Source organism: Paenibacillus taichungensis, assembly GCF_013359905.1.
Lineage (GTDB): Bacteria > Bacillota > Bacilli > Paenibacillales > Paenibacillaceae > Paenibacillus > Paenibacillus taichungensis.
Map to the genome: position 1 here is coordinate 93,337 of NZ_JABMCC010000121.1, position 19,499 is coordinate 112,835.

Below are 19,499 nucleotides of genomic sequence, written 5' to 3' on the forward strand. Positions count from 1 at the left end.
AGGGGATTTTTTAAATCTCTTTTGTTCAGGATGGTCACATTGCTTGTTGTTATGTATAATTTTCCTGAGAAAGTTACCTAAAGGAGAAAATATACATATGAATCGTCTTAAGTCTAGTGTTAGAAAGTTTATGTTAGAAGATTTGGATTCAATTAAAAAACAAGACAAGCCGAATGTTATTGTGAACTTTAAAGCAATTTTATTAGGATTTTTGGTTATCTGGTGTCTATCCGGAGTAATTATTTATTATGCATTCTCGGATTGGAGCGACAGGGGAACATTTGGCGATATGTTTGGAGCGATCAATGCACTTTTCTCTGCTTTTGCTTTTGGAGGATTAGTGTACACTCTTTTCATTCAGAGATATGAGTTGAGTTTACAAAGAAAAGAGTTGGAGATGCAACGTCTGGAAGTGGCTCGTAATGGTGATCAATTAGAACAACAAAAAAATGTAATGATTCAGCAAAGCTTTGAAAACACTTTTTTTAAAATGATCGAGCTCCATCACAATTTAATTGCATCAATGAATGATAAACCTTATGAGGGAAGAAGAGCCATAGAGAAACTACGAGAGTTTCTCTATGATGAATTGAAACGTGCTAATCATAAGCGTGATTTGAATAAAACAATAGAAGATTTTCTTAGCCTTAAAGGTCGGCATATTAAACATTATCTTAATAACTATTATTGTATACTTGAATTGATTGAGCAGCATGGTCTGAACACAGAAGAAGATTTGAGAGATTCAAATTATACCCGTATTGCTCTCTCACAATTATCAGAGGACGAACGATTTCTGATTTTCTATACATTGGGATACAAGAGTGATACGAGATTATTTTTGGAGAAATTTACTGATATAAGTGAATTAAATCATTTCGCTCGGCATCATTATAAGTGGATGACTTCTTAGTTATTGAAGAGTGACGGATAACCGTCACTCTTTTTTATTTAGATTAGATTCTTTACGAAGTTCTTTCATCTAATTAATAGAAAATGCAGAAGTCACAAGAAGCATGCTTTTAGAAAGAAATGGACTTTTTTATCTTGTTTAGCTTCCTGAATCTTTCTTATCAGCATCGTCAATGGTCAGCATCGCTTTCTCTGAATCCCAGGACACGTTCAATCCCAAACCACGCAATACCTCAAAAGGCACTGTAGTTGCTCCCGAGTAGTTATTTATGGGTTCAGGTATCTGCACGACTCGCTCCCCAGAGGAATCGGCGGAGGTTATAACATACTGTGTCTCGTTAGGTCGGATTGTGATTGTCCGATTGTCATAATTCAACGTATAGTGGTTCGGGCTACCTTTCACCTGATGAATCTCAAATTTTGCTCCAATTGCTGTGGCGATGGCTTTGATTGGCAGTTGCACGGTCTTAGGCGTTTCAACAGCGGCATACATCGACTGGAACAGCTCACCGTTCAGATATACATCTGTACCAATTTTGGCTTGAACGGGTTTGTAGACCATTCCTCCAGATGACGTTGCAGGTGCACCCGCTTCCTCGTATTTATCACTTCCCCAGCCCCAGACGGTTCCATCCGAGGATAAGGCAAGACTGTGGTAATATCCTGCTGAAATATCAGTAATGCCGGATAGATGGTTTACTTTTCCTTCTTTACCGTTCACACTTCTTCCGTAGCTGTACACCTCACCGGATGTCGTGAGTATTAACATATATTGCGTATTTCCATCCATCTTCTTCACCTTGAAGTCGTAATGAAAGGCGAATACTTTCCCTGTCTCGTCCAAACCCCAGACTTTCCCGTTCTTATCCAGTGCAAGCAGGGACGTATCTGTTCTTGTGATCGAAGATATGTTGGTCAGACCTTTTATCTTGGTAGGTTTGGACAGGACATTCCCGGATTCGTCGGGCTCGTTCCACGTCCATACGGAGCCATCTTTCTTCAAAGCATATCCATGCAGACCTGCGGATCCAACCTGGATAACATCTTTCAGTCCGCTAATCTCATGCGGTTTACGTATGAGATCATCTGAATTGATTCCTTGAGCGTTAGGGCGTTGCCATGACCAGACTGTCCCGTTCTGGAGAAGGGCGACAGTGAAAGAACCAGTCACTACATCCTTCGCAGAGTTGATGCTTTCGACTTTGCTTGGTAGTTTGCCAGCACCCCACTCCCAGACCGTTCCATCCGCCTGAACGGCTGCGTTGATTCCACCACCGGCGGCTGAAATAGCTATTACATTAGATAGTTCCGGTACGCGGATGGGACTAAATGTATGACGATATCGAATGTTCTCGCTCACACCCAGCTCTCCAAACAGATTGCGGCCCCAGGTCCAGACCGAACCATCACTTCTCAAGGCGACTGTGTAATAATAAGCTCCCTCTACAGCGGTATAGTGGAGTTTCTTCTCTGTATTTGCTGCATTCGATTGAACAGAAGTGTTACTGGCGGAATGCTGTACGTTAGGGGCTGCATGAGTAATTGGCTCAGCTGTCAGTTCCAACAACAAGCTGGACGCAACTAGTGCTGCAGCCATTGCAATGGCGAATCGTCGGGACGATTTACTTTTACTATTAGGTCTATGATTCAAGCGTGAAGTGGGACGTCGTTTTTCTTTTGCTATGTCATCGGATGGGTTAGCCAAACGCATGTGTATCGCCTCTTTTTCAGATGAGATGGAAGTGAAAGCTGCATTGCTATATAAACACTTTATGGTGGGTTGAAGTTACATACAAATGATAAAAATTCCTTTATATTGAAGAACCGTGCTGAGTGTGTTTACGTTATTTCTAACAGCACATAGGTAACATGTACAGAGAATTTAGCGTCTTAATTCATGAGGTGATTGGATGAAAAGAGTACTGCTCACGCTTTCGTTAGCGTTAATGATGTTAACAGCCTGTGAGGCAAATGATCCAACAGTGGATTCTCCAGTGGTTTTGAATTCATTTCCGGAAATTATTGAGCCCCATAACCCTGAGCAAGCGGAGCAAAGCGGGGATGTCGTTGTGCTTCTCGAAGGCATACGGAATCAGGATAAGTGGAACACATTTGTGAAGAATGTGAAGAACAAACAGCAGGATCAGGTTCGTGTGACGATGTATACCATTGAAGGTGGGGCCATTATCCATGAATTGATTTACGATGGCTCAGCCATTCAAGCGACTTATGATAACTCTAGGGATGCCTATGGCTCCAAACAGGGGATCACGACCAACACCTGCCAAGGGATCGGTACGATGAAGAGTGAGCAGGGACGTGTTTTTTACGTGTTAACCGGTTGTGAGAAGGCAGGCAGTACCTTTTCGATTCCCAAGTGATGAGAGTTCTATCTAACCGTAAATAGTTGAGCTATGTAATTATTCATGCTGTAAATCAAAAAAGATCCTGCGAAGCCGAGGCTTTTCAGGATCTTTTTGCTGCTATATGGAGAGCGAGAGCTGGTGGTTTATGCATACAAAGCATTGGATAGTTCGATCAGATTACCGTCAGGATCACGTATATACACCGAACAGATTGGCCCCAGTGCACCTGTCCGCTTTACTGGTCCTTCTTCGATTTTGATGTTCTGGTGTGTTAAATGCGCAATGACTTCCTCCAGAGGTGTGCTGACCAAAAAACAAAGATCTGCTGAACCCGGTGTGGGGATATGAGCTTTCGGTTCAAACTCTTTGCCACGTTCATGCAGATTGATTTTTTGCTGTCCAAACTGTAACGCTTTTCGGCCTTGGCCGAATTCGACTACCTGCATGCCTAATACATTCGTATAAAATGCAATCGTCGCTTCCAGATTCTCTACGGTTAACACGAGATGATCAAGTCGTTCTATTTTCATGGATGAGCCTCCTTTGAATTGAATCATTAGTTCCTGTGAGACAAGGGTTGAATTTAGTATGTTTTCGTTTATTATAACTTAGAGCTTGGTATGGTAATCGGTTAAATCAACGCCGAGCCTTCGGACATTTTAGTGGAAAAGTAGAATATGAAGGGGAGAGCGAGCAAGATTAGACCGATGATCACAGCGACGATGATACTCTTTTTGTTCAATTTACAGGCTCCTTTCGGAAAATAGAGTCTAGCATTATGGGGATACAACCTATATATTAACCAATTGATCGAATTTTGGAGTAACATGCACGAATGCGCAATATATCTGCCTAAGGATGTTTACCAACTTCCAGTTAGACTATGTGAAAATGAATCCTCCGTTTGATTCCAATCTCCCTTCTAACTTGTTAAAATTTAGGTCATATACTACGGTCAGGTTGGCGGTGAAGATAGATGCAGCGTATTCAGGTACATCCCGATGTATTAGAGGAAAAAGCCCGATTAGTTCAGCAAAAGAAGCTGGAACTGGAGCGAATGGTACGGGAACTTGAAAAATCAATTTACCTGTTGCAGTCCGAATGGTCGGGTATGACAGGGGAACGTTTCTTTTGGGATTTTATGCAGGTGAAAGAAGTTTTCCCAGCCACACTAGGACTTTTGGATAAAATTCAGAATGAATTTATTTTTATAGCGAAGAATTTCAGAACAGCCGATGGTTCGGGTGAGGTTGCTCTATATATACCTGAAGAACTGAAACGAAATTTCGGTGTTGGGTTGCTCGACAAGTCAGTTGGAGAGACCGTAACTGGAATTGGACAGACAGCAGAGGCGCTTTTCTACGATCCATTCGGTACGGTGACCAGTGTGGCTTATGCTATGACCTTGGGCAGAGTGGTCGATGTTGGGCGAGGTATTAAGTTTGCTTGGGATGCAGCCTGGGGAAACGGAACAGCCAGGTCTGATGTAGGTCAATTTGTGGATGAGCAGAAGAAACAGGTGGATGAGAGTGGGGCTGGATACTACAGTGGCTCTGTGATGGGTCAGGTGTTGGCCTATGCCTTTGTTGGCAAGGCGCTTCGTACTGTTGAAAATAAGCATAGCGATCTGGGAGGATCAGGTGGGGGTAAGCTGCATACTAATGGAACTCCAAGTCCTACACATAACGCTAATGGAGATAGAATTGATAATGCTGAGGTTTCAAAAGTAAAAGAGCCTTCTTCAGTCTCTGAGTTTATGAGGCAGGAGGATTTAGCATTTGATATGTATGGGGCATTCAAAAAACTGAAAAATGATACAAGCGATATTGCTAGAAATACAGGGTGGAAGGAATCTGATATTCAACAAATTAAGGATCATTTATTTTTCGAAAAGCATAAATTTGATAGTGGAGAAATCAAGTCTTTTGACCCGAATTATCAGCAGGCTTTAGCTTGGGAGCGATTAATGAAAGGAAGCTATAATAAAAATGACATCTTATTACTCAATCATGAATTATTTGAATCCAATTATATAAAAAAATATGGAGTAACCTACGAAAAAGCACACTCTGAATCACAAAAACATTATAATTGGTCAGATAGCGTATATGAATAATATTAGGGAGGTAGAACATTGGCTACTTATGTTCTGTTAGTTAAAGAAGAAGAGACAAGGGATTTTGTAGTATATAAATTTGGCCCGGATGAAAATTCATTAGGGAAAATTAAGTTAAGTAAGTCGGATGGGGAATGTGAAGAAATCGAAAAGGTTCCGGGTTCAACCACAAATTTCTATTTCTTACGCGCAGCTTCAAAATTAATTAGAATCTTAAAAGAGAATGATGGTATTTTCCCAGATAGAACATCCTACGCCTCTTAAGGGTCTGAGTTCATTTACACCTCCAACAGCAAGTTATTACAATTTACCAACAATCGTGTACTCTAAAAAATTCAAACTTTTTAATTAGAGAAATTTAAAAGCTTATTCCAACTTTTTCGAAGGAGGAATAAGCCTTTTTTATAGAAAAGCGGAGTGGCCTGCCATTCATAGGCAATAGAGAGTGCTCTTTTTTTATATACAAACAACTAATGCATATGAAATGATATCACTTACATATCCACAGCCATCCTAACTCTCGCGAGGTATATTCATGAAACAAGGCATATATGAACAGTTTATTAACACTATCACCAGACAGGAGATTTCGGCGCTGAACCCGGATTAGAGCAGATTCGAACGTGTAATGAGATTATTGCTAGCTGAAAGGCACGCTTGGGGAAGAAGAGTACAACGAATTGCAACTGGATGAGCAGGGGGAAGTACTTGACCCATGTGTATTCCAAGCTGAACAGCATTCGCAAATATTAACGGTAAAATTGTCGGGAAAGTTGATATATCTAGTGAGTTTGGTGTCTATCAAGCCAATGTTGAAATTAATGGAGTACCAAAAGGACCCAAATCCACATTTTTTCCAAAGGAATGGAAACCACAACAGGTAATTGATTCAGTAAATGAAGCTTTTAATAATAAAGTAAATATAAAAAACAATAAATATATAGGGAAAATAAGCACAGGAATGGAAATAGAGCTTATTTTAAGAAATGATAAGATAATCTCAGCATACCCAATATACTGAATTGGAGGGTAAATTAGTGATGATAAAATATAAATATAAATTAAAATATATGGATGAATTTAATATGGTTGTATTGGATTTTGACGAGGAAAAATCACTAGAGTTCGCTAGTATGATAAGTGATCCCTTAGGATCTGATATACCTTGGAGATTTAAAGATTTGAAAAAAGATATTGAGAATTATTTTGAATTATTAAGGGGGGATATACCCGAATATAGACATGGAGGAAATGCATCCAGCGTTATATCACATAAAGACTATACAATAATTGAAGATCTATTTTATGATGAGGAAGAAGATGAAATTGAACCGATCTGTAAATTAGAGACAGTTGAATTTTTGAAAATAATATTACTATGGGCTTACGAAACTTACAAATTCAAAAGTAAAAAGGGAGTGATTGATTTAAAGGAGGCAGAAATGGTTATGAAATGGGTTGAACAAAAGATGTTAGAAATTGAGAGTATAGAAAATGAATCTATACAATAGCTGATGTAAAGCTCATCCCTCATCATAGCCGACAAGCAGTGAAAAGTTGTATCATCTTATTATTGGGAGCTTTAATTCATGGGGATATCATCTTTTATACTATTTAGACATGGTAAGAGCATACCGACTTATCTTATATCGAGTGCTACTCGGAACATATGTGAAAAAGAGAAACTTTTCTTTGATAAGGATGAAGAAACTTACAATAGCGAAGGTGCATTAAAATATACTCGATTGTATATAAGCGACACCCCATTCAAGGAGAATTACTCAAGGACGCTTAGCTTTAGTGTATATGATGAGCCTTATGAATTTCAAACCGTTACTTATTACTGGGATGATACGCAAAATGAATATTTTAAAGCAGTAGTTTCTGATGACTTTGATGATAATGAGGATTTATTATTTAAATTCCTTTTTGCTTTTCTGAACGAATTCCCCGATGCAAGAGTATGGATTGAAGAAGATTGGTTTTACAATCTGGAAGACATGAAAAAGATAAAGGCATCCTACAATAATAATTGGTGTTATATTGATCCAAAAAACAATTAAGTGAAACACAATAATTAAGATTCAGGCACTTCTACCAGACCATAAGTAGAGGTGCTTTTTCTATAAAATCACAACAACTAGATTGAATAGATAACGAGATTAAAACCTTAGAAAAGGAGAAAAAATATGTTTGGTAATTTTTATTTTGGAGGTTACTCTGAATATAGAGAATTAAAGAATTCATTAACTAAATTATTTCAAAATGTTGAAATAATAATAATAGAAGAGAATAATGAGCTAACTGTCCCTTGCGACGGGTTCACACTATCCATTAATGAGGGAGGCCCTGGTACTATGTTTGCAAGTGAAGATTATAATATTGAATTAAAATTTAGTTGTTACATTGATATTATATCTTCTTATAGTCATTGGGCAGACGAGCTAATGGTCTTTATTGGAAAATTAATTAATGGTATGGATGGAGACTGTCTTCTAGAGTTGAATGATAAACCAATATTAATGCGAAAAAACAGTGTAATAACTGTGGATGATAAAAAGCTAAATGGATCAGCTGAATTCCCTTTTCATGGGTTAGGACTAAGTTATCAGGTTGGAGATATAATCTAGGTGATGCTCAGAAGTTTGCGTGGGCTGCAAAGTCGAGTTTGGGGAAGATAAATAAAATGGATTACGAATTATTTTTACGATCTAATTTAGATCTTAATTCTTTAGGGAAACTGTTACAAAGATATACCACTGAATTTGTTAACGGATCGGCTTCTTTCAATAGTAACGATGAAGAAATTGTAAATGGTTCTGATTTTTTCTCATTGACTCTTGAGATAGAGGATATTTCTGATATCACTTTTGTTCAACAGCATTATAACTTAGATGTGAATGTATGCATTAGGGTTCAATTGTATGGGAGTAATTTTTTATAAAGGTATTGAGAATTTATTTAAAGTCATAGGGAAGCTCATAAGATATATTAACGGAAATCTATTATTCTTGGAAGATGGTTCAGCTCAGTTACTTAGAATGGAAAGTGGTCAGTTGATGGTTAATAATTCTTTAAATCAGTATCAAGTGAAGTATTTAACTTCAAGCCTACTTTGTTTACTTAACTGTTCTTATATTCATTGAGGTTGAATGGAAAACAAGATGCGTTATGGTTGGAGAAAGTAATTGAAAGTAAGAACTTTGAAGTGAATTATATAACCAGACAACACAATTCATTGTTCATCCATGAGTTTGATCTAAGCGGTGGTTTGAAAATATCTGCTTATGATAATATTTTTCCACCTGACCATCCAGCAGCATCTTATGAAACGATGTTTCAAGAAGAGGATTTTATTTATCAACAAACAATATCTTATGAATTGGAGAATAACCAGCAATATGAATTATGGTATAAAACAATGTATGAAATTTCTTTCGCTATATTAGAATCACTTAAAGTAGATGGCGTATTCTATCACACTTCTGGAGAAGAGATATTTTTCTTTAAAAACGGAAAGTATACGTTCAACGGAACTTACCTTGAATTGCTCCAGACGCATTATGGAGAACTTCTTGAAAATATCGAGTATTCGGTTTTTACGAAACCTCACAACTGAATTACAGATAATGCATAAAGGCACTTCTACCAAACAACGTAGAAGTCTTTCTTACTTTCAAAATCCTAGGAGAACAAATTGCCATAATATTAAAGAAACGATTTGTAATGATTGGCTGCTGCATTGGATTTGTATTCTTGCTTGTTCTAACCTACTCCAGAGGAATGAATTAATACCCTAAAGGAGACAAAAGATAATGTCACAATCCAATATCGTAATGTACATGGAAGAAGAACTTAGTTTTGAGAAATTAAATAGTGTGCTGTCTGAGTTTGGTGCCAAAGATCAAATATCCTCTTGGGGAATAGAAAGATCCAACAGTTGGATATGGGTTAACTATTATATTCTTAAAGATCATGATGAGATACGGAATATGTGGTTTGATATTTCTAAGGATAAGGTTAAAAATACTAATCTGAAAACTGCATTATTTATTCAACCTAGCAAGGATCGAAATGCTACGTTTTTGGCGTTATCTTTTTGTAAAAGTATTTATTCGATCCTTGATAAAAGCAAGGATGTGTTTATATATCATGGTGATAGTGGATTATTTGTTAATGATGAGATAGAGAATCTGAAATTTAAAAACACTCAACAATTTTATAACTCTAGACTAATAAATGATGAAGTAATCGAAGGTATTATCCAATGTTTAAACGAAGAGCTTGTCGGTGGAATAGAGTGTATTGAAGAAGACGGTGGATGGGATGGAGAGGAGTGGCAATACTTAGATTTATTTAAGAACCTTTTTGAGATGAGAGACGATCTAAAAGTTCAATCTTTAAATAAGTCTCTTAAAGAAAAGATAAATCATGTAGATGAGTTGATTTTGAGATTATTGGATATAGATGATGGAAAATTACTGATTACTGTTGGGGATAAGAATAGAGACCTACCTATTAACAGTTGGTGGTGGCATCTTGATAAAGTAGATTCAGGAAAACTCAAAGTACATATCAAGGAGCGATTTTCTAGTCACCAAGACCAAAATAATGATAAATGATCGATAAGTATGTTCTAAAATCAATAGAAATAAATTGAAAATACTTGAACCACAAAATGATTTTGAAAAGAGTTTTTTTGTACCAGTGCAACAGAAACTTTTTTTAAGGATTGCTGGAACCCGCTGTTGAAGTATTAGATTTAAAATGGATAGATCCTTCTCAACTGGTGTTGATTTAGAAGAGGAAGATGTTTGTTTATATAGGTTAGAGGATCTATATTATATGAGTTACTAAATCAACTAAGAAAATGTATTGTAAGTATTTCTCAGCTAATATCTAATTAAGAAGAATTGAAAGTGGGCTGTTTGAGATGAGTTCTGTCATTTTCCTAAAAAAGATAGAAAATTATGTTCCTGAAAAAGCCATTGAGGATTTTAAGAAAGCAGCGCAAAAAGCGAATATGTTTTGCATTTTGATAAAAGATAAATACCGTGATGATCTCTTTATATCTGCTGAAGGGACACTATCAGATGTTGATGAATGTACTTTTAAAAGCATAGATAATAAAGACAACTTAAAGTATTTCACATTTAATGTTAATCAAGTAGAAGAAGACTCAGTTGATAGTTTTACTTGGCTTACTCAAGACGAAAATTACTTCTGGGCTTTAGATATTGAAAATATAAATCATGAGTACAAATTTATCTTTAGATTCGTTGTAGAGTATTTTAAAGATAACGGCGAGGATTATTTATGGTTTGATGATGCCGAATGGTATTACACGGCTGAGGATATTTTAAAATTAAGTCAGATGCCATATGACTCTAAGTGGTGCAGTGAAAAGATTGTCTAGTTTTATACATTTAAAAATAACGGGGTATTAATAGGGATTAGACATCGGCAAGGAGTATTAAAATAATGGGAACTTTCGCATTTATATTAACGGAACGAAAAAAATATACAACTGAAAAGTTACTATCAGATTCTATAGTTGCAGCTTTTAATGCAGATGTTATGCTTAACTTTCACAATAGTAAAAATTACTCAACCGATGGACATTTCCTCACAACTACCATGAATAAGCCATAAATTAGTCGAAGAAAATAACTATTCGTTTATCTTCTACGTGGATGCAACAGATAATCCGGGATTGGAATATTACTATTATGATGAAGTTGGGCTAGAAGCAGACAGAGATCTTTTTCAGGTTGGCTGCATAGAAGAGATATACGGTTTTCAGGAACTTGTATTTGAGTTTATTTACCACTACCTCATTCGATGATAAGAGTCTAACTATAAAGAAAATGAGCGTTTTTGTTAATACAGCTTCGTTTTTGGCGTTGCAAAAAGAGATAACTAGCCTGAACGTTGATGTTCACACTCAAAGAATAAGTGATGCCTTATCAATCTCTATCAAAGATAAGACGATCATTTTAATAGAGACATAATTACGCCCATTGCCCAAAGTGCATTATTCACAGGCGCGAGGTCCGACCGAGTGCTGTTGGAGTTGCAAAAGGAACTCTGACCGTCGATCAGATTGATTGGCTTGTTTCGTTTGAGATAGAGCAGCAAAGTATAATTAGTGTCAAACATGCACTATTGCGCAAAAGAGCTGGTTCAGGAATGTTCCCCAACTACCCGATAACCAATGAGAAAATGAATCCTCCGTTTGATTCCAATCCTTATTCTCACTTGTTAAAATTTAGGGATAATGACTACGAACAGGTTGGCGGTGAAACGACATGCAACGTATTCAGGTACATCCTGATGTGTTGGAGGAGAAGGCCCGATTAGTTCAGCAAAAGAAACAGGAACTGGAGCGAATGGTCAGGGAACTGGAGAAATCAATCTATATGTTGCAATCCGAATGGTCGGGTGTGACGGGAGATCGTTTCTTCTGGGATTTTATGCGGGTGAAAGAAGTGTTCCCGGCTACATTGGGTCTGTTGGATAAAATTCAGAATGAGTTTATATTTATTGCGAAGAATTTCAGGACAACCGATGGCTCAGGCGAGGTAGCATTGTACATACCGGAAGAATTAAAACGGGATTTCGCTGTAGGGCTGCTCGATAAATCTATTGGCGAAACGATAACCGGAATGGGCCAGACGGCGGAAGCGCTCTTCTATGATCCGTTCGGCACGGTGGCCAGTGTGGCATATGCGATGACGGTGGGCAGGGTGGTCGATGTTGGGAGAGGCATTAAGTTCGCATTTGACACAGCCTGGGGAAACGGAACGGCGAGATCTGACATAGAGCAATTCGTGGAAGGACAGATAAAGCAGGGCGACCAGGATGGATGGGGTTATTACAGTGGTTCGATGGCGGGTCAGGTACTGGCTTATGCGTTCTTTGGAAAGGCAATTCGTGCGGTAGAGAATAAGCATAGTGATCTGGGGGGATCGAGTGGGGGTAAGGCGGAGAGTGCTTCTACACTCAAAGAACCTATAAAGATTAAAACAAATAAGGGGATAGAAGTTGAATTCACCAATCCATCAGGAAATAAGATTAGCTGGATTGAACAAAATCCTAAAAATATACCAAAAGCAATCGAAATTTCGTTAAAAAGCCCTAATCCAGGTAGAGCCCTTGAGGGGAAGGTTGGGGATTATGTTCAACAAAGAATTGAAGTAGTTGGATTTGCATTGAAAGCAAACAATATTACAAAGAATGAGATTGCAGGGGATCTAGATGTTGTTACGAGTAAACAAATTATTGAAGTAAAGAAGTCTACATCTGCTTTAGACATGGAACAGATCGATAAATATATCAATTCAGGTAATCCTAAGTTTTTCAATCATGACATGAAGGAAGTTATTGTCTATATTGACAAGCCCATCGATTTGTCAAATAAATACGTAAAAGAGAATATAAATCATTTAAGAGACTCGGGTGTTATCGTTGTGAATTCACTAGACGATTTAGGAGGAGTATTGAAATAATGGGGACATCAGCAGTTATTCTATTCAAAAGTGGGGAAAGTGTTGAAATAAATATATTATTACCCCGCTTAAATGAGTTATGTAATAGAGAAGGTTTATTTCATAGTCATGATCTGAAAAAGATTGATGAAACCGAAAAGTTGAAATATTGCGAATTTTGCATTAGCGATGTACCAATGAAAGATAGCTATGACAGGCAGCTATGTTTTGGGATAGCAGATGAACCATACCCGTATAAACTTGTTAATTTTGATTGGGATTCTTCTGAAGAAGATTATTTCAAAACAGTGGTATCTGGTGAGTTTGATGGTAATGAGGATATATTATTTAAATTCCTTTTTGCATTTTTGAATGAATTCCCGGTTGCAAAAGTATGGATCGAGGAAGATTGGTTTTATACCTTGGATGACCTGAAAAAGATAAAAGCTTCGTATAATAATAGCTGGTGCTATATGAGTCCCAAGGACATCATTTAAATGAAATAACAACATTACAACAAAGATAAAGTTAACATTGTACAGGCACTTCTACCTGATCACAAGTAGAGGTGCTTTTTCTATGGAATCAAAACAACTAATGAAATTTCCCTCATGCTGGACGATAATATAAAAGAAAGTTATTTATCAGCTATACCATTAGTTTCACCAAGTATTTATTTGAACTACTTACATATCCACAACCATCCTACACCCACACGAGGTACATTCATGAAACAAGGCATATATGAACAGCTTATCAACACAATCACCAGACAGGAGATTTCGGCGCTGGACCCGGATGTGTATAACATTGGGACCGAGAAGTTGGATGCAGAGGAAGCACGTAAACTACTGTCTACATATTTGGCGGCTGTGACCCGACGAGCGCTCAAGATTGTGCGGGAACAGACGGAAGATAAGACGGCAGTGTTGGCGCAGATCCGAACGTGTAATGAGATTATTGCTACTCTCAAAGGCACACTAGGGGAAGAAGAGTACAACGAATTGCAACTGGATGAGCAGGGGGAAGTGTTGACCCATGTGTATTCCAAGCTGAACAGCATTCGTGCGGTTAGGGATACCAGAATCGTTCGTCCAGATACGCCTATCAGCCAAAGCTCTTTATTCACAGGTGCAAAGTCCGAACCGAGTATGTTATTGGAGTTGCAAAAGGAGATCGTGACCGCCGATCGAATCGATTGGCTGGTGTCATTTATCAAATTCAGCGGGCTTCGCCTGCTTCTGGAACAGCTTCAACAATTCACGGCGGGCGGTGGGAAGCTGCGGATCATCACGACCACCTATATGGAAGCAACCGACCTTAAGGCTATTACCGAACTTAGCAAATTACCTAACACAGAGATCCAGATTTCGTATGATACCAAAGTGACTCGGCTGCACGCCAAAACGTACATTTTCCACCGTGATACTGGATTCACCACCGCCTATGTCGGCTCTTCCAACCTGTCCAACCCGGCGCTGACCAGTGGCATGGAGTGGAACCTCAAGGTGACCGAGAAGGATTCACTCGACGTGCTGCGCAAGATCGAAGCGACCTTCGAGAGTTATTGGAATGACCGTGAATTCACGCGTTATGTAGCTGAGGATGAAGGCCATGAGGCACAGTTGAAGGCCGCTCTGAATCGTAAAAAAGATCAGCCCAACCACTTTCACCTCGACATCCAGCCTTACGATTATCAAAAGGAAGTGCTGGAACAGCTTCACGCCGAGCGTACGCTGTATGGTCGAACCCGCAACCTAATCGTTGCCGCCACAGGCGTTGGCAAGACGGTCATCTCTGCCTTCGACTACAAGCGATTCCGGGCAAGCCATGCGGGAGCCAAGCTTCTTTTTGTCGCCCATCGCGAAGAAATTTTGAAGCAAAGCCGTGACACGTTCCGGTATATCCTGAAGGATATGAACTTTGGTGAGCTGCATGTGGGAAATCACCGAGCAGAGGCGCTGGATCACCTGTTTGTTAGTATTCAGAGTCTTAACTCCATGAAGCTGACGGAGATCACCAGCCCAGGTTATTACGATTACATCATTGTGGATGAATTCCACCATGCCGCAGCGCCTTCTTACCAGAAACTATTATCCCACTACGAACCGAAGATTTTGCTAGGACTTACTGCAACACCGGAACGGATGGATGGCAAAGACATTACCGCCTACTTCGATCATACGATTGCCGCCGAGATCCGTCTCACTGATGCCATTGACCGGAAACTACTGAGTCCTTTCCAGTATTTTGGCGTCACCGATACTGTCGATCTATCCCAGGTGAAGTGGTCGCGCAAAGGCTACGATCTGAACGAACTGGAGAAGCTCTATACCCATAACAAAATCCGTGCCAACCAGATCATCCAAAGTCTGAACAAATATGTAACCGATCTGGACGATGTGAAGGGGCTTGGGTTCTGCGTAGGGGTGGATCATGCGATGTATATGGCAAAAATATTTAACGAAGTCGGCATTCCATCCATAGCCCTGCATGGCGGGTCGAGCGAACAGGAACGTCATTCTGCGAAAGGACAGCTGGTGAACGGGGAACTGCGCATGATCTTTGTCGTGGATCTGTACAATGAGGGCGTGGATATCCCTGAGGTGAACACCATTCTGTTCCTGCGTCCTACCGAAAGTCTGACCGTATTCCTGCAACAGTTGGGACGTGGACTACGGATGGCGGATGGCAAAGAGTGCCTGACCGTGCTCGACTTCATCGGACAAGCGCATCAGGAGTACAGGTTCCAGGATAAATTCCGCGCTCTGATCGGCGCTACTAAACATTCCATCTCGTACTACGTCGAGAACGGCTTTTCGAACCTGCCACGCGGCACGTTCATTCAATTGGAAAAGCAAGCGAAAGATTACATTATGCGCAACCTCAAGCAGATGAGTCGTAATCGCAAAGCGTTGATCCAGAAGCTTCTAACGTTCCAGCAAGATACCGGACTGCCGCTGACCTTGGCTCATTTTGTAGAGCATCACGGGATGACACTATATGAATTGTATGGTGGACGTACGGGCAAAAGGTATTTCCGGGGTATGTTGGCCGAAGCCGGACTGACAGAGCCAATCGAGAGTGAGAAGGATGAGTACATCCGCAGACTGCCGTCTGTGCTGACGATTAACTCCCGAAGCTGGCTAACGTTCCTGATTAACTACATTGAAAAAGGCGATGAACCGACCAACACTGATGAACAGCGCATGTTGATTATGTTCTATTACACTTTCCACCGTGCCGCGCCTGAGAGACTAGGGTTGAGCAGCATCGAAGAGGGTGTACAGCGTGTGCTGTCTTGTGAAGCATTCCGAGCAGAGCTTGTGGATATTTTCAAATATAATCGGGCTCATCTGCGATTTGTGGATAAAAGCAATTCGTTCCCGTACACTTGTCCACTGGATATCCACTGTATGTACTCCATGGACCAAGTGCTTGCCGCCTTCGGTTATTGGAATGCCCAGCAATCGCCCGCCTTCCGTGAAGGCGTGAAGTATTTTGCGGATGAACAGACCGATATTTTCTTCATTACATTGAACAAATCGGACAAAGATTTCTCTCCATCTACGCTGTATGAGGATTATGCGATTAACGAGCGTCTGTTCCACTGGCAGACTCAGAGCCGGGTGTCGGAGCATACGGCTACGGCGCAGCGATATATTCATCACCGGGAGACGGGCAACCGAATAGCCCTGTTCGTGCGGGAGTATAAGGAGGAGCATGGCTATACATCTCCATTTGTCTTTTTAGGCGAAGCGGATTATGTGAGTCATGAGGGGAACAAACCGATGAGCTTTGTTTGGCGGTTACGGGAAGAGATGCCTGCGAAGATGGTAGCGGTGGCGAATAAGTGTATTGTTTAACGGATATTAGATTAGAAGTTAAAAGTTAGAATGGAGTTGTTATAGAAAGTGTGGAGTCAAATCGCTGAATGGTCTTTACTTTCAAGGTTAAGTGGTCTAAGTAGTATAATTATTTTTATCGGTGCTTTATATACATTTTTACGAAAAAATCAATTCATAACGACACTAACATCTACCAAGATAGAACAGTTATTTTTTTCGAAAGAAAAGAAAATGATTCTCAAGACTATATATTTTTTGTCCCAGTTAATCCTAGGCTTTGTTTTAAGTGTAATCTTAACAACTGTATATTATTTTATTGAAGTAAGTGAATATTTCATCCAATATGTTTCTATTATAGGTGCTTTCTCTTATCTACTAATCTTGTATATCTCTCTTAGGGAAAACAGCTATTTCGATAAAAATCTTTCTAGAGTACAGAATATTATATTGTGGAAATTCATGTTGTTAGTTCAAACTTTATGTATGTTTTCACTATTTCCAATTTCAGTTGCTCAATCAATATTATCAGGAAAGGTAAGCTTTTCACCTACTCCAAGCGATGAATTCATATTAACGATAGTTGCTGTTACCATAGTATTAGGTCTATCTACTCTAGTTTTTATGATTATTATAAAATTCAGTAACAAGAAAATTAATGAAAAATTTAGTGAATATGATTATGGCTGTTTTTATATCACAGATAAGCATGATACAAGCTTAAAGTGGTTTGTTTATCATCTTATTGATAAAGAAAACTTTCTGTTAGGTAATTCAAAGATTAAAGAAGAAGCAGCCATTTATAGAGTTGAAGAGCGAAAAAATGTTTTAACAGAGGAAATTCATATATTGAGAGTAAAGAAAAATTCTAATGAATAACGTATAGGCGGTGCATCATGATTATCTACAGCAGTAACGCATTAGCTTTCCGAGAATCAGTTGACAACAACCAAATTACAGTTCAGATTGAAGAAGCATTTATTAAAGGTATGGGAAAAAGACCTAATCAAGGGGAAGTACGAGCTTGGAACAACTCTATGCAGTTTATGGAGAAAATTATCCGTAATTCGAAGGTAGCAGATGACTGCGGGATATTAATTGAGTACAACATTCCTTCTACAAGTAAACGAATAGATTTTATCATTGCAGGTCAGGATGAACAAAAGAATGATAACTTTGTGATCGTTGAGTTAAAACAATGGGATGCAGTAGAAGCTATGGATCGCGAGGATGTCGTAAGGGCCTTTATTGGAGGTAGAACAAGAGAGACACCGCATCCTTCATATCAAGCATGGTCATACAAACAGTATTTGAGTGATATGAATGAGGCCGTATATTCCAAAGATATTAACGGATACTCATGTGCATATCTACATAACTACAGGACAGTACACCCGGACCCCCTTCAATATAATCAATATCAGGATATCATCCGTGAAGCTCCTTTGTTTCTAGCCGATGATGCTTCTAAACTTCAAAATTTTCTAAAAAGGCATGTAGGTGAAGGAAATGGAGTTAATTTACTTTATTTAATTGAGAATGGTAAGATTCGTCCTTCTAAGAGACTAATTGATCATATTGATGGATTATTTCAAGGGAACTCTGATTTTGTTTTACTTGATGAGCAGAAGGTCGCGTATGAGGCCATTATGAGCCTTGCCAAACAAACAGATGTAAAACGAACCATCATTGTGCAAGGTGGGCCTGGAACTGGTAAATCAGTGATATCTATGAATGCACTTGGTGGATTACTTAGAAACAAGTTAAATGTTAAATTCATTGCCCCGAATGCTTCATTTCGGACGGTTATGGTAGAGACCTTGACTCAGCGACAAGCTAGAAACAAGACTAGGACAAAGATGTTATTTACGGGATCAAGTCAGTTTTACAAAGAGCCAGCTGATATGTACGACGTACTTGTTGTGGATGAGGCACATCGCTTAAAAGGTAAAGGAGCATATCAATATCTTGGGGAGAATCAGATCGAGGATATCATAAAAGCATCTAAAGTGAATGTGTTTTTCATAGATGATTTTCAACGTATTCGTCCTGAAGATATAGGATCTATAGACGAGATTAAACGTTTAGCTGCCCTATATAATTCGGAAGTGCATGAATATTCACTAGCAGCACAGTTCCGTTGTTCTGGAGCAGAAGGATTTTTGAATTGGGTTGATGATGCTTTACAGATTCGTCCCACCTTTTGATGGTTGGGATCAAGATTCTTTTGAATTCAAATTAGTAGACACGCCTAACGAAGTATACGATCTAATCAAAGGTAAAAACGATCAGGGGTATAAGGCGAGGATGTTGGCAGGTTTTGCTTGGAATTGGACAGCTGATAAAGAAGGTAATCGCAATGGGGAAATTCCGGATGTAACTATTGAAGAACATCGTTTTGCTATGCCTTGGAATGCACGTTCTATATCAAGCACCTGGGCCATTCATGAGAGTGGTATAGATCAGATCGGGTGCGTTCATACGTCTCAAGGTCTTGAGTTTGATTATGTAGGCGTTATTATAGGGAATGATCTTAAATTCGATTCGGAGAAAATGGAACTTTATTCAGATTATGATGAGTACAAAGATAGAATGGGAAAACGAGGGCTTAAATTTAAGAATGAGGAACTAACAAAACTTATCAAAAATATTTATAAAATCTTGATGTCTCGGGGGATGAAAGGCTGTTATGTTTATTGTAGGGATCAAGAATTGATGAATTATTTATGCAGCAGAGCAAATTCAAGATGATGTGCACCAGGGACTATGCAAA

The 19,499-nt window shown here is 39.0% G+C and carries 21 protein-coding genes and 1 pseudogene; 20 read left to right on the forward strand and 2 right to left on the reverse strand.

What is annotated here, in order from left to right:
- The first annotated feature begins 97 nt into the window (after positions 1-97).
- Positions 98-913, forward strand: a complete 816-nt coding sequence (locus HP548_RS28110) for a putative phage abortive infection protein (protein ID WP_175383488.1) — start codon at positions 98-100, stop codon at positions 911-913.
- A 138-nt stretch (positions 914-1,051) separates the two neighbouring features.
- On the opposite strand, the gene HP548_RS28115 is transcribed toward HP548_RS28110, so the two are convergent.
- Positions 1,052-2,623 (reverse strand): stalk domain-containing protein, encoded by a 1,572-nt coding sequence (locus HP548_RS28115; RefSeq protein ID WP_175383489.1) that lies wholly within the window; start codon positions 2,621-2,623, stop codon positions 1,052-1,054.
- Positions 2,624-2,822: 199 nt separating this feature from the next.
- Here HP548_RS28115 and HP548_RS28120 point away from each other — a divergent pair, with 199 nt between their 5' ends.
- On the forward strand, positions 2,823-3,293 hold the full coding sequence (locus tag HP548_RS28120; protein ID WP_175383490.1) for a DUF4362 domain-containing protein: 471 nt from the start codon (positions 2,823-2,825) through the stop codon (positions 3,291-3,293).
- A gap of 128 nt (positions 3,294-3,421) precedes the next feature.
- Here the strand turns inward: HP548_RS28120 and HP548_RS28125 are convergent, their stop codons facing one another.
- Positions 3,422-3,808 carry a VOC family protein gene (locus tag HP548_RS28125; protein ID WP_175383491.1) on the reverse strand — a complete coding sequence of 129 codons (387 nt, stop codon included), beginning with the start codon at positions 3,806-3,808 and terminating at the stop codon, positions 3,422-3,424.
- Positions 3,809-4,254: 446 nt separating this feature from the next.
- Here HP548_RS28125 and HP548_RS28130 point away from each other — a divergent pair, with 446 nt between their 5' ends.
- The 18 genes and pseudogenes from HP548_RS28130 to HP548_RS33795 all read left to right on the forward strand — a co-directional run bounded on the left by HP548_RS28130 (position 4,255) and on the right by HP548_RS33795 (position 19,477).
- Positions 4,255-5,394: a WXG100 family type VII secretion target gene (locus tag HP548_RS28130; protein ID WP_175383492.1), complete on the forward strand. Its 1,140-nt coding sequence runs from the start codon at positions 4,255-4,257 to the stop codon at positions 5,392-5,394.
- Between the two features lie 18 nt (positions 5,395-5,412).
- Positions 5,413-5,658 carry a hypothetical protein gene (locus HP548_RS28135; protein WP_063565997.1) on the forward strand — a complete coding sequence of 82 codons (246 nt, stop codon included), beginning with the start codon at positions 5,413-5,415 and terminating at the stop codon, positions 5,656-5,658.
- A gap of 271 nt (positions 5,659-5,929) precedes the next feature.
- Positions 5,930-6,138, forward strand: a pseudogene (locus tag HP548_RS34160) (hypothetical protein); the annotation flags it as partial.
- Positions 6,139-6,154: 16 nt separating this feature from the next.
- Complete coding sequence (locus HP548_RS28140; protein WP_343054970.1) at positions 6,155-6,415, forward strand: EndoU domain-containing protein; 261 nt, start codon at positions 6,155-6,157, stop codon at positions 6,413-6,415.
- Between the two features lie 19 nt (positions 6,416-6,434).
- On the forward strand, positions 6,435-6,905 hold the full coding sequence (locus tag HP548_RS28145; RefSeq protein WP_175383493.1) for a hypothetical protein: 471 nt from the start codon (positions 6,435-6,437) through the stop codon (positions 6,903-6,905).
- Positions 6,906-6,983: 78 nt separating this feature from the next.
- Positions 6,984-7,457, forward strand: a complete 474-nt coding sequence (locus HP548_RS28150; protein WP_175383494.1) for a hypothetical protein — start codon at positions 6,984-6,986, stop codon at positions 7,455-7,457.
- A gap of 126 nt (positions 7,458-7,583) precedes the next feature.
- Complete coding sequence (locus tag HP548_RS28155) at positions 7,584-8,024, forward strand: hypothetical protein (RefSeq protein ID WP_175383495.1); 441 nt, start codon at positions 7,584-7,586, stop codon at positions 8,022-8,024.
- A 56-nt stretch (positions 8,025-8,080) separates the two neighbouring features.
- Complete coding sequence (locus tag HP548_RS33540) at positions 8,081-8,338, forward strand: hypothetical protein (protein WP_246318255.1); 258 nt, start codon at positions 8,081-8,083, stop codon at positions 8,336-8,338.
- 231 nt (positions 8,339-8,569) lie between these two features.
- Positions 8,570-9,013 carry a hypothetical protein gene (locus HP548_RS28165; protein WP_175383496.1) on the forward strand — a complete coding sequence of 148 codons (444 nt, stop codon included), beginning with the start codon at positions 8,570-8,572 and terminating at the stop codon, positions 9,011-9,013.
- A 196-nt stretch (positions 9,014-9,209) separates the two neighbouring features.
- Entirely contained in the window at positions 9,210-10,016 is an 807-nt protein-coding gene (locus tag HP548_RS28170; protein WP_175383497.1) for a hypothetical protein, read from the forward strand.
- Positions 10,017-10,327: 311 nt separating this feature from the next.
- Positions 10,328-10,810, forward strand: coding sequence for a hypothetical protein (locus HP548_RS28175; protein WP_175383498.1), 483 nt, complete (start codon positions 10,328-10,330; stop codon positions 10,808-10,810).
- A gap of 65 nt (positions 10,811-10,875) precedes the next feature.
- Entirely contained in the window at positions 10,876-11,046 is a 171-nt protein-coding gene (locus tag HP548_RS28180) for a hypothetical protein (protein ID WP_175383499.1), read from the forward strand.
- A 656-nt stretch (positions 11,047-11,702) separates the two neighbouring features.
- On the forward strand, positions 11,703-12,902 hold the full coding sequence (locus HP548_RS28185) for a WXG100 family type VII secretion target (protein WP_175383500.1): 1,200 nt from the start codon (positions 11,703-11,705) through the stop codon (positions 12,900-12,902).
- On the forward strand, positions 12,902-13,378 hold the full coding sequence (locus HP548_RS28190) for a hypothetical protein (RefSeq protein WP_175383501.1): 477 nt from the start codon (positions 12,902-12,904) through the stop codon (positions 13,376-13,378). The genes HP548_RS28185 and HP548_RS28190 overlap by 1 nt, the downstream gene beginning before the upstream one ends.
- Positions 13,379-13,609: 231 nt before the next feature.
- Positions 13,610-16,747: a DUF3427 domain-containing protein gene (locus tag HP548_RS28195; RefSeq protein ID WP_175383502.1), complete on the forward strand. Its 3,138-nt coding sequence runs from the start codon at positions 13,610-13,612 to the stop codon at positions 16,745-16,747.
- A 48-nt stretch (positions 16,748-16,795) separates the two neighbouring features.
- Complete coding sequence (locus HP548_RS28200) at positions 16,796-17,605, forward strand: hypothetical protein (RefSeq protein ID WP_175383503.1); 810 nt, start codon at positions 16,796-16,798, stop codon at positions 17,603-17,605.
- Between the two features lie 17 nt (positions 17,606-17,622).
- Entirely contained in the window at positions 17,623-18,933 is a 1,311-nt protein-coding gene (locus tag HP548_RS33790; protein WP_217504857.1) for a DNA/RNA helicase domain-containing protein, read from the forward strand.
- Complete coding sequence (locus HP548_RS33795) at positions 18,905-19,477, forward strand: DNA/RNA helicase domain-containing protein (RefSeq protein ID WP_217504858.1); 573 nt, start codon at positions 18,905-18,907, stop codon at positions 19,475-19,477. Before HP548_RS33790 ends, HP548_RS33795 begins: the two co-directional genes overlap by 29 nt.
- Positions 19,478-19,499: the final 22 nt, after the last annotated feature.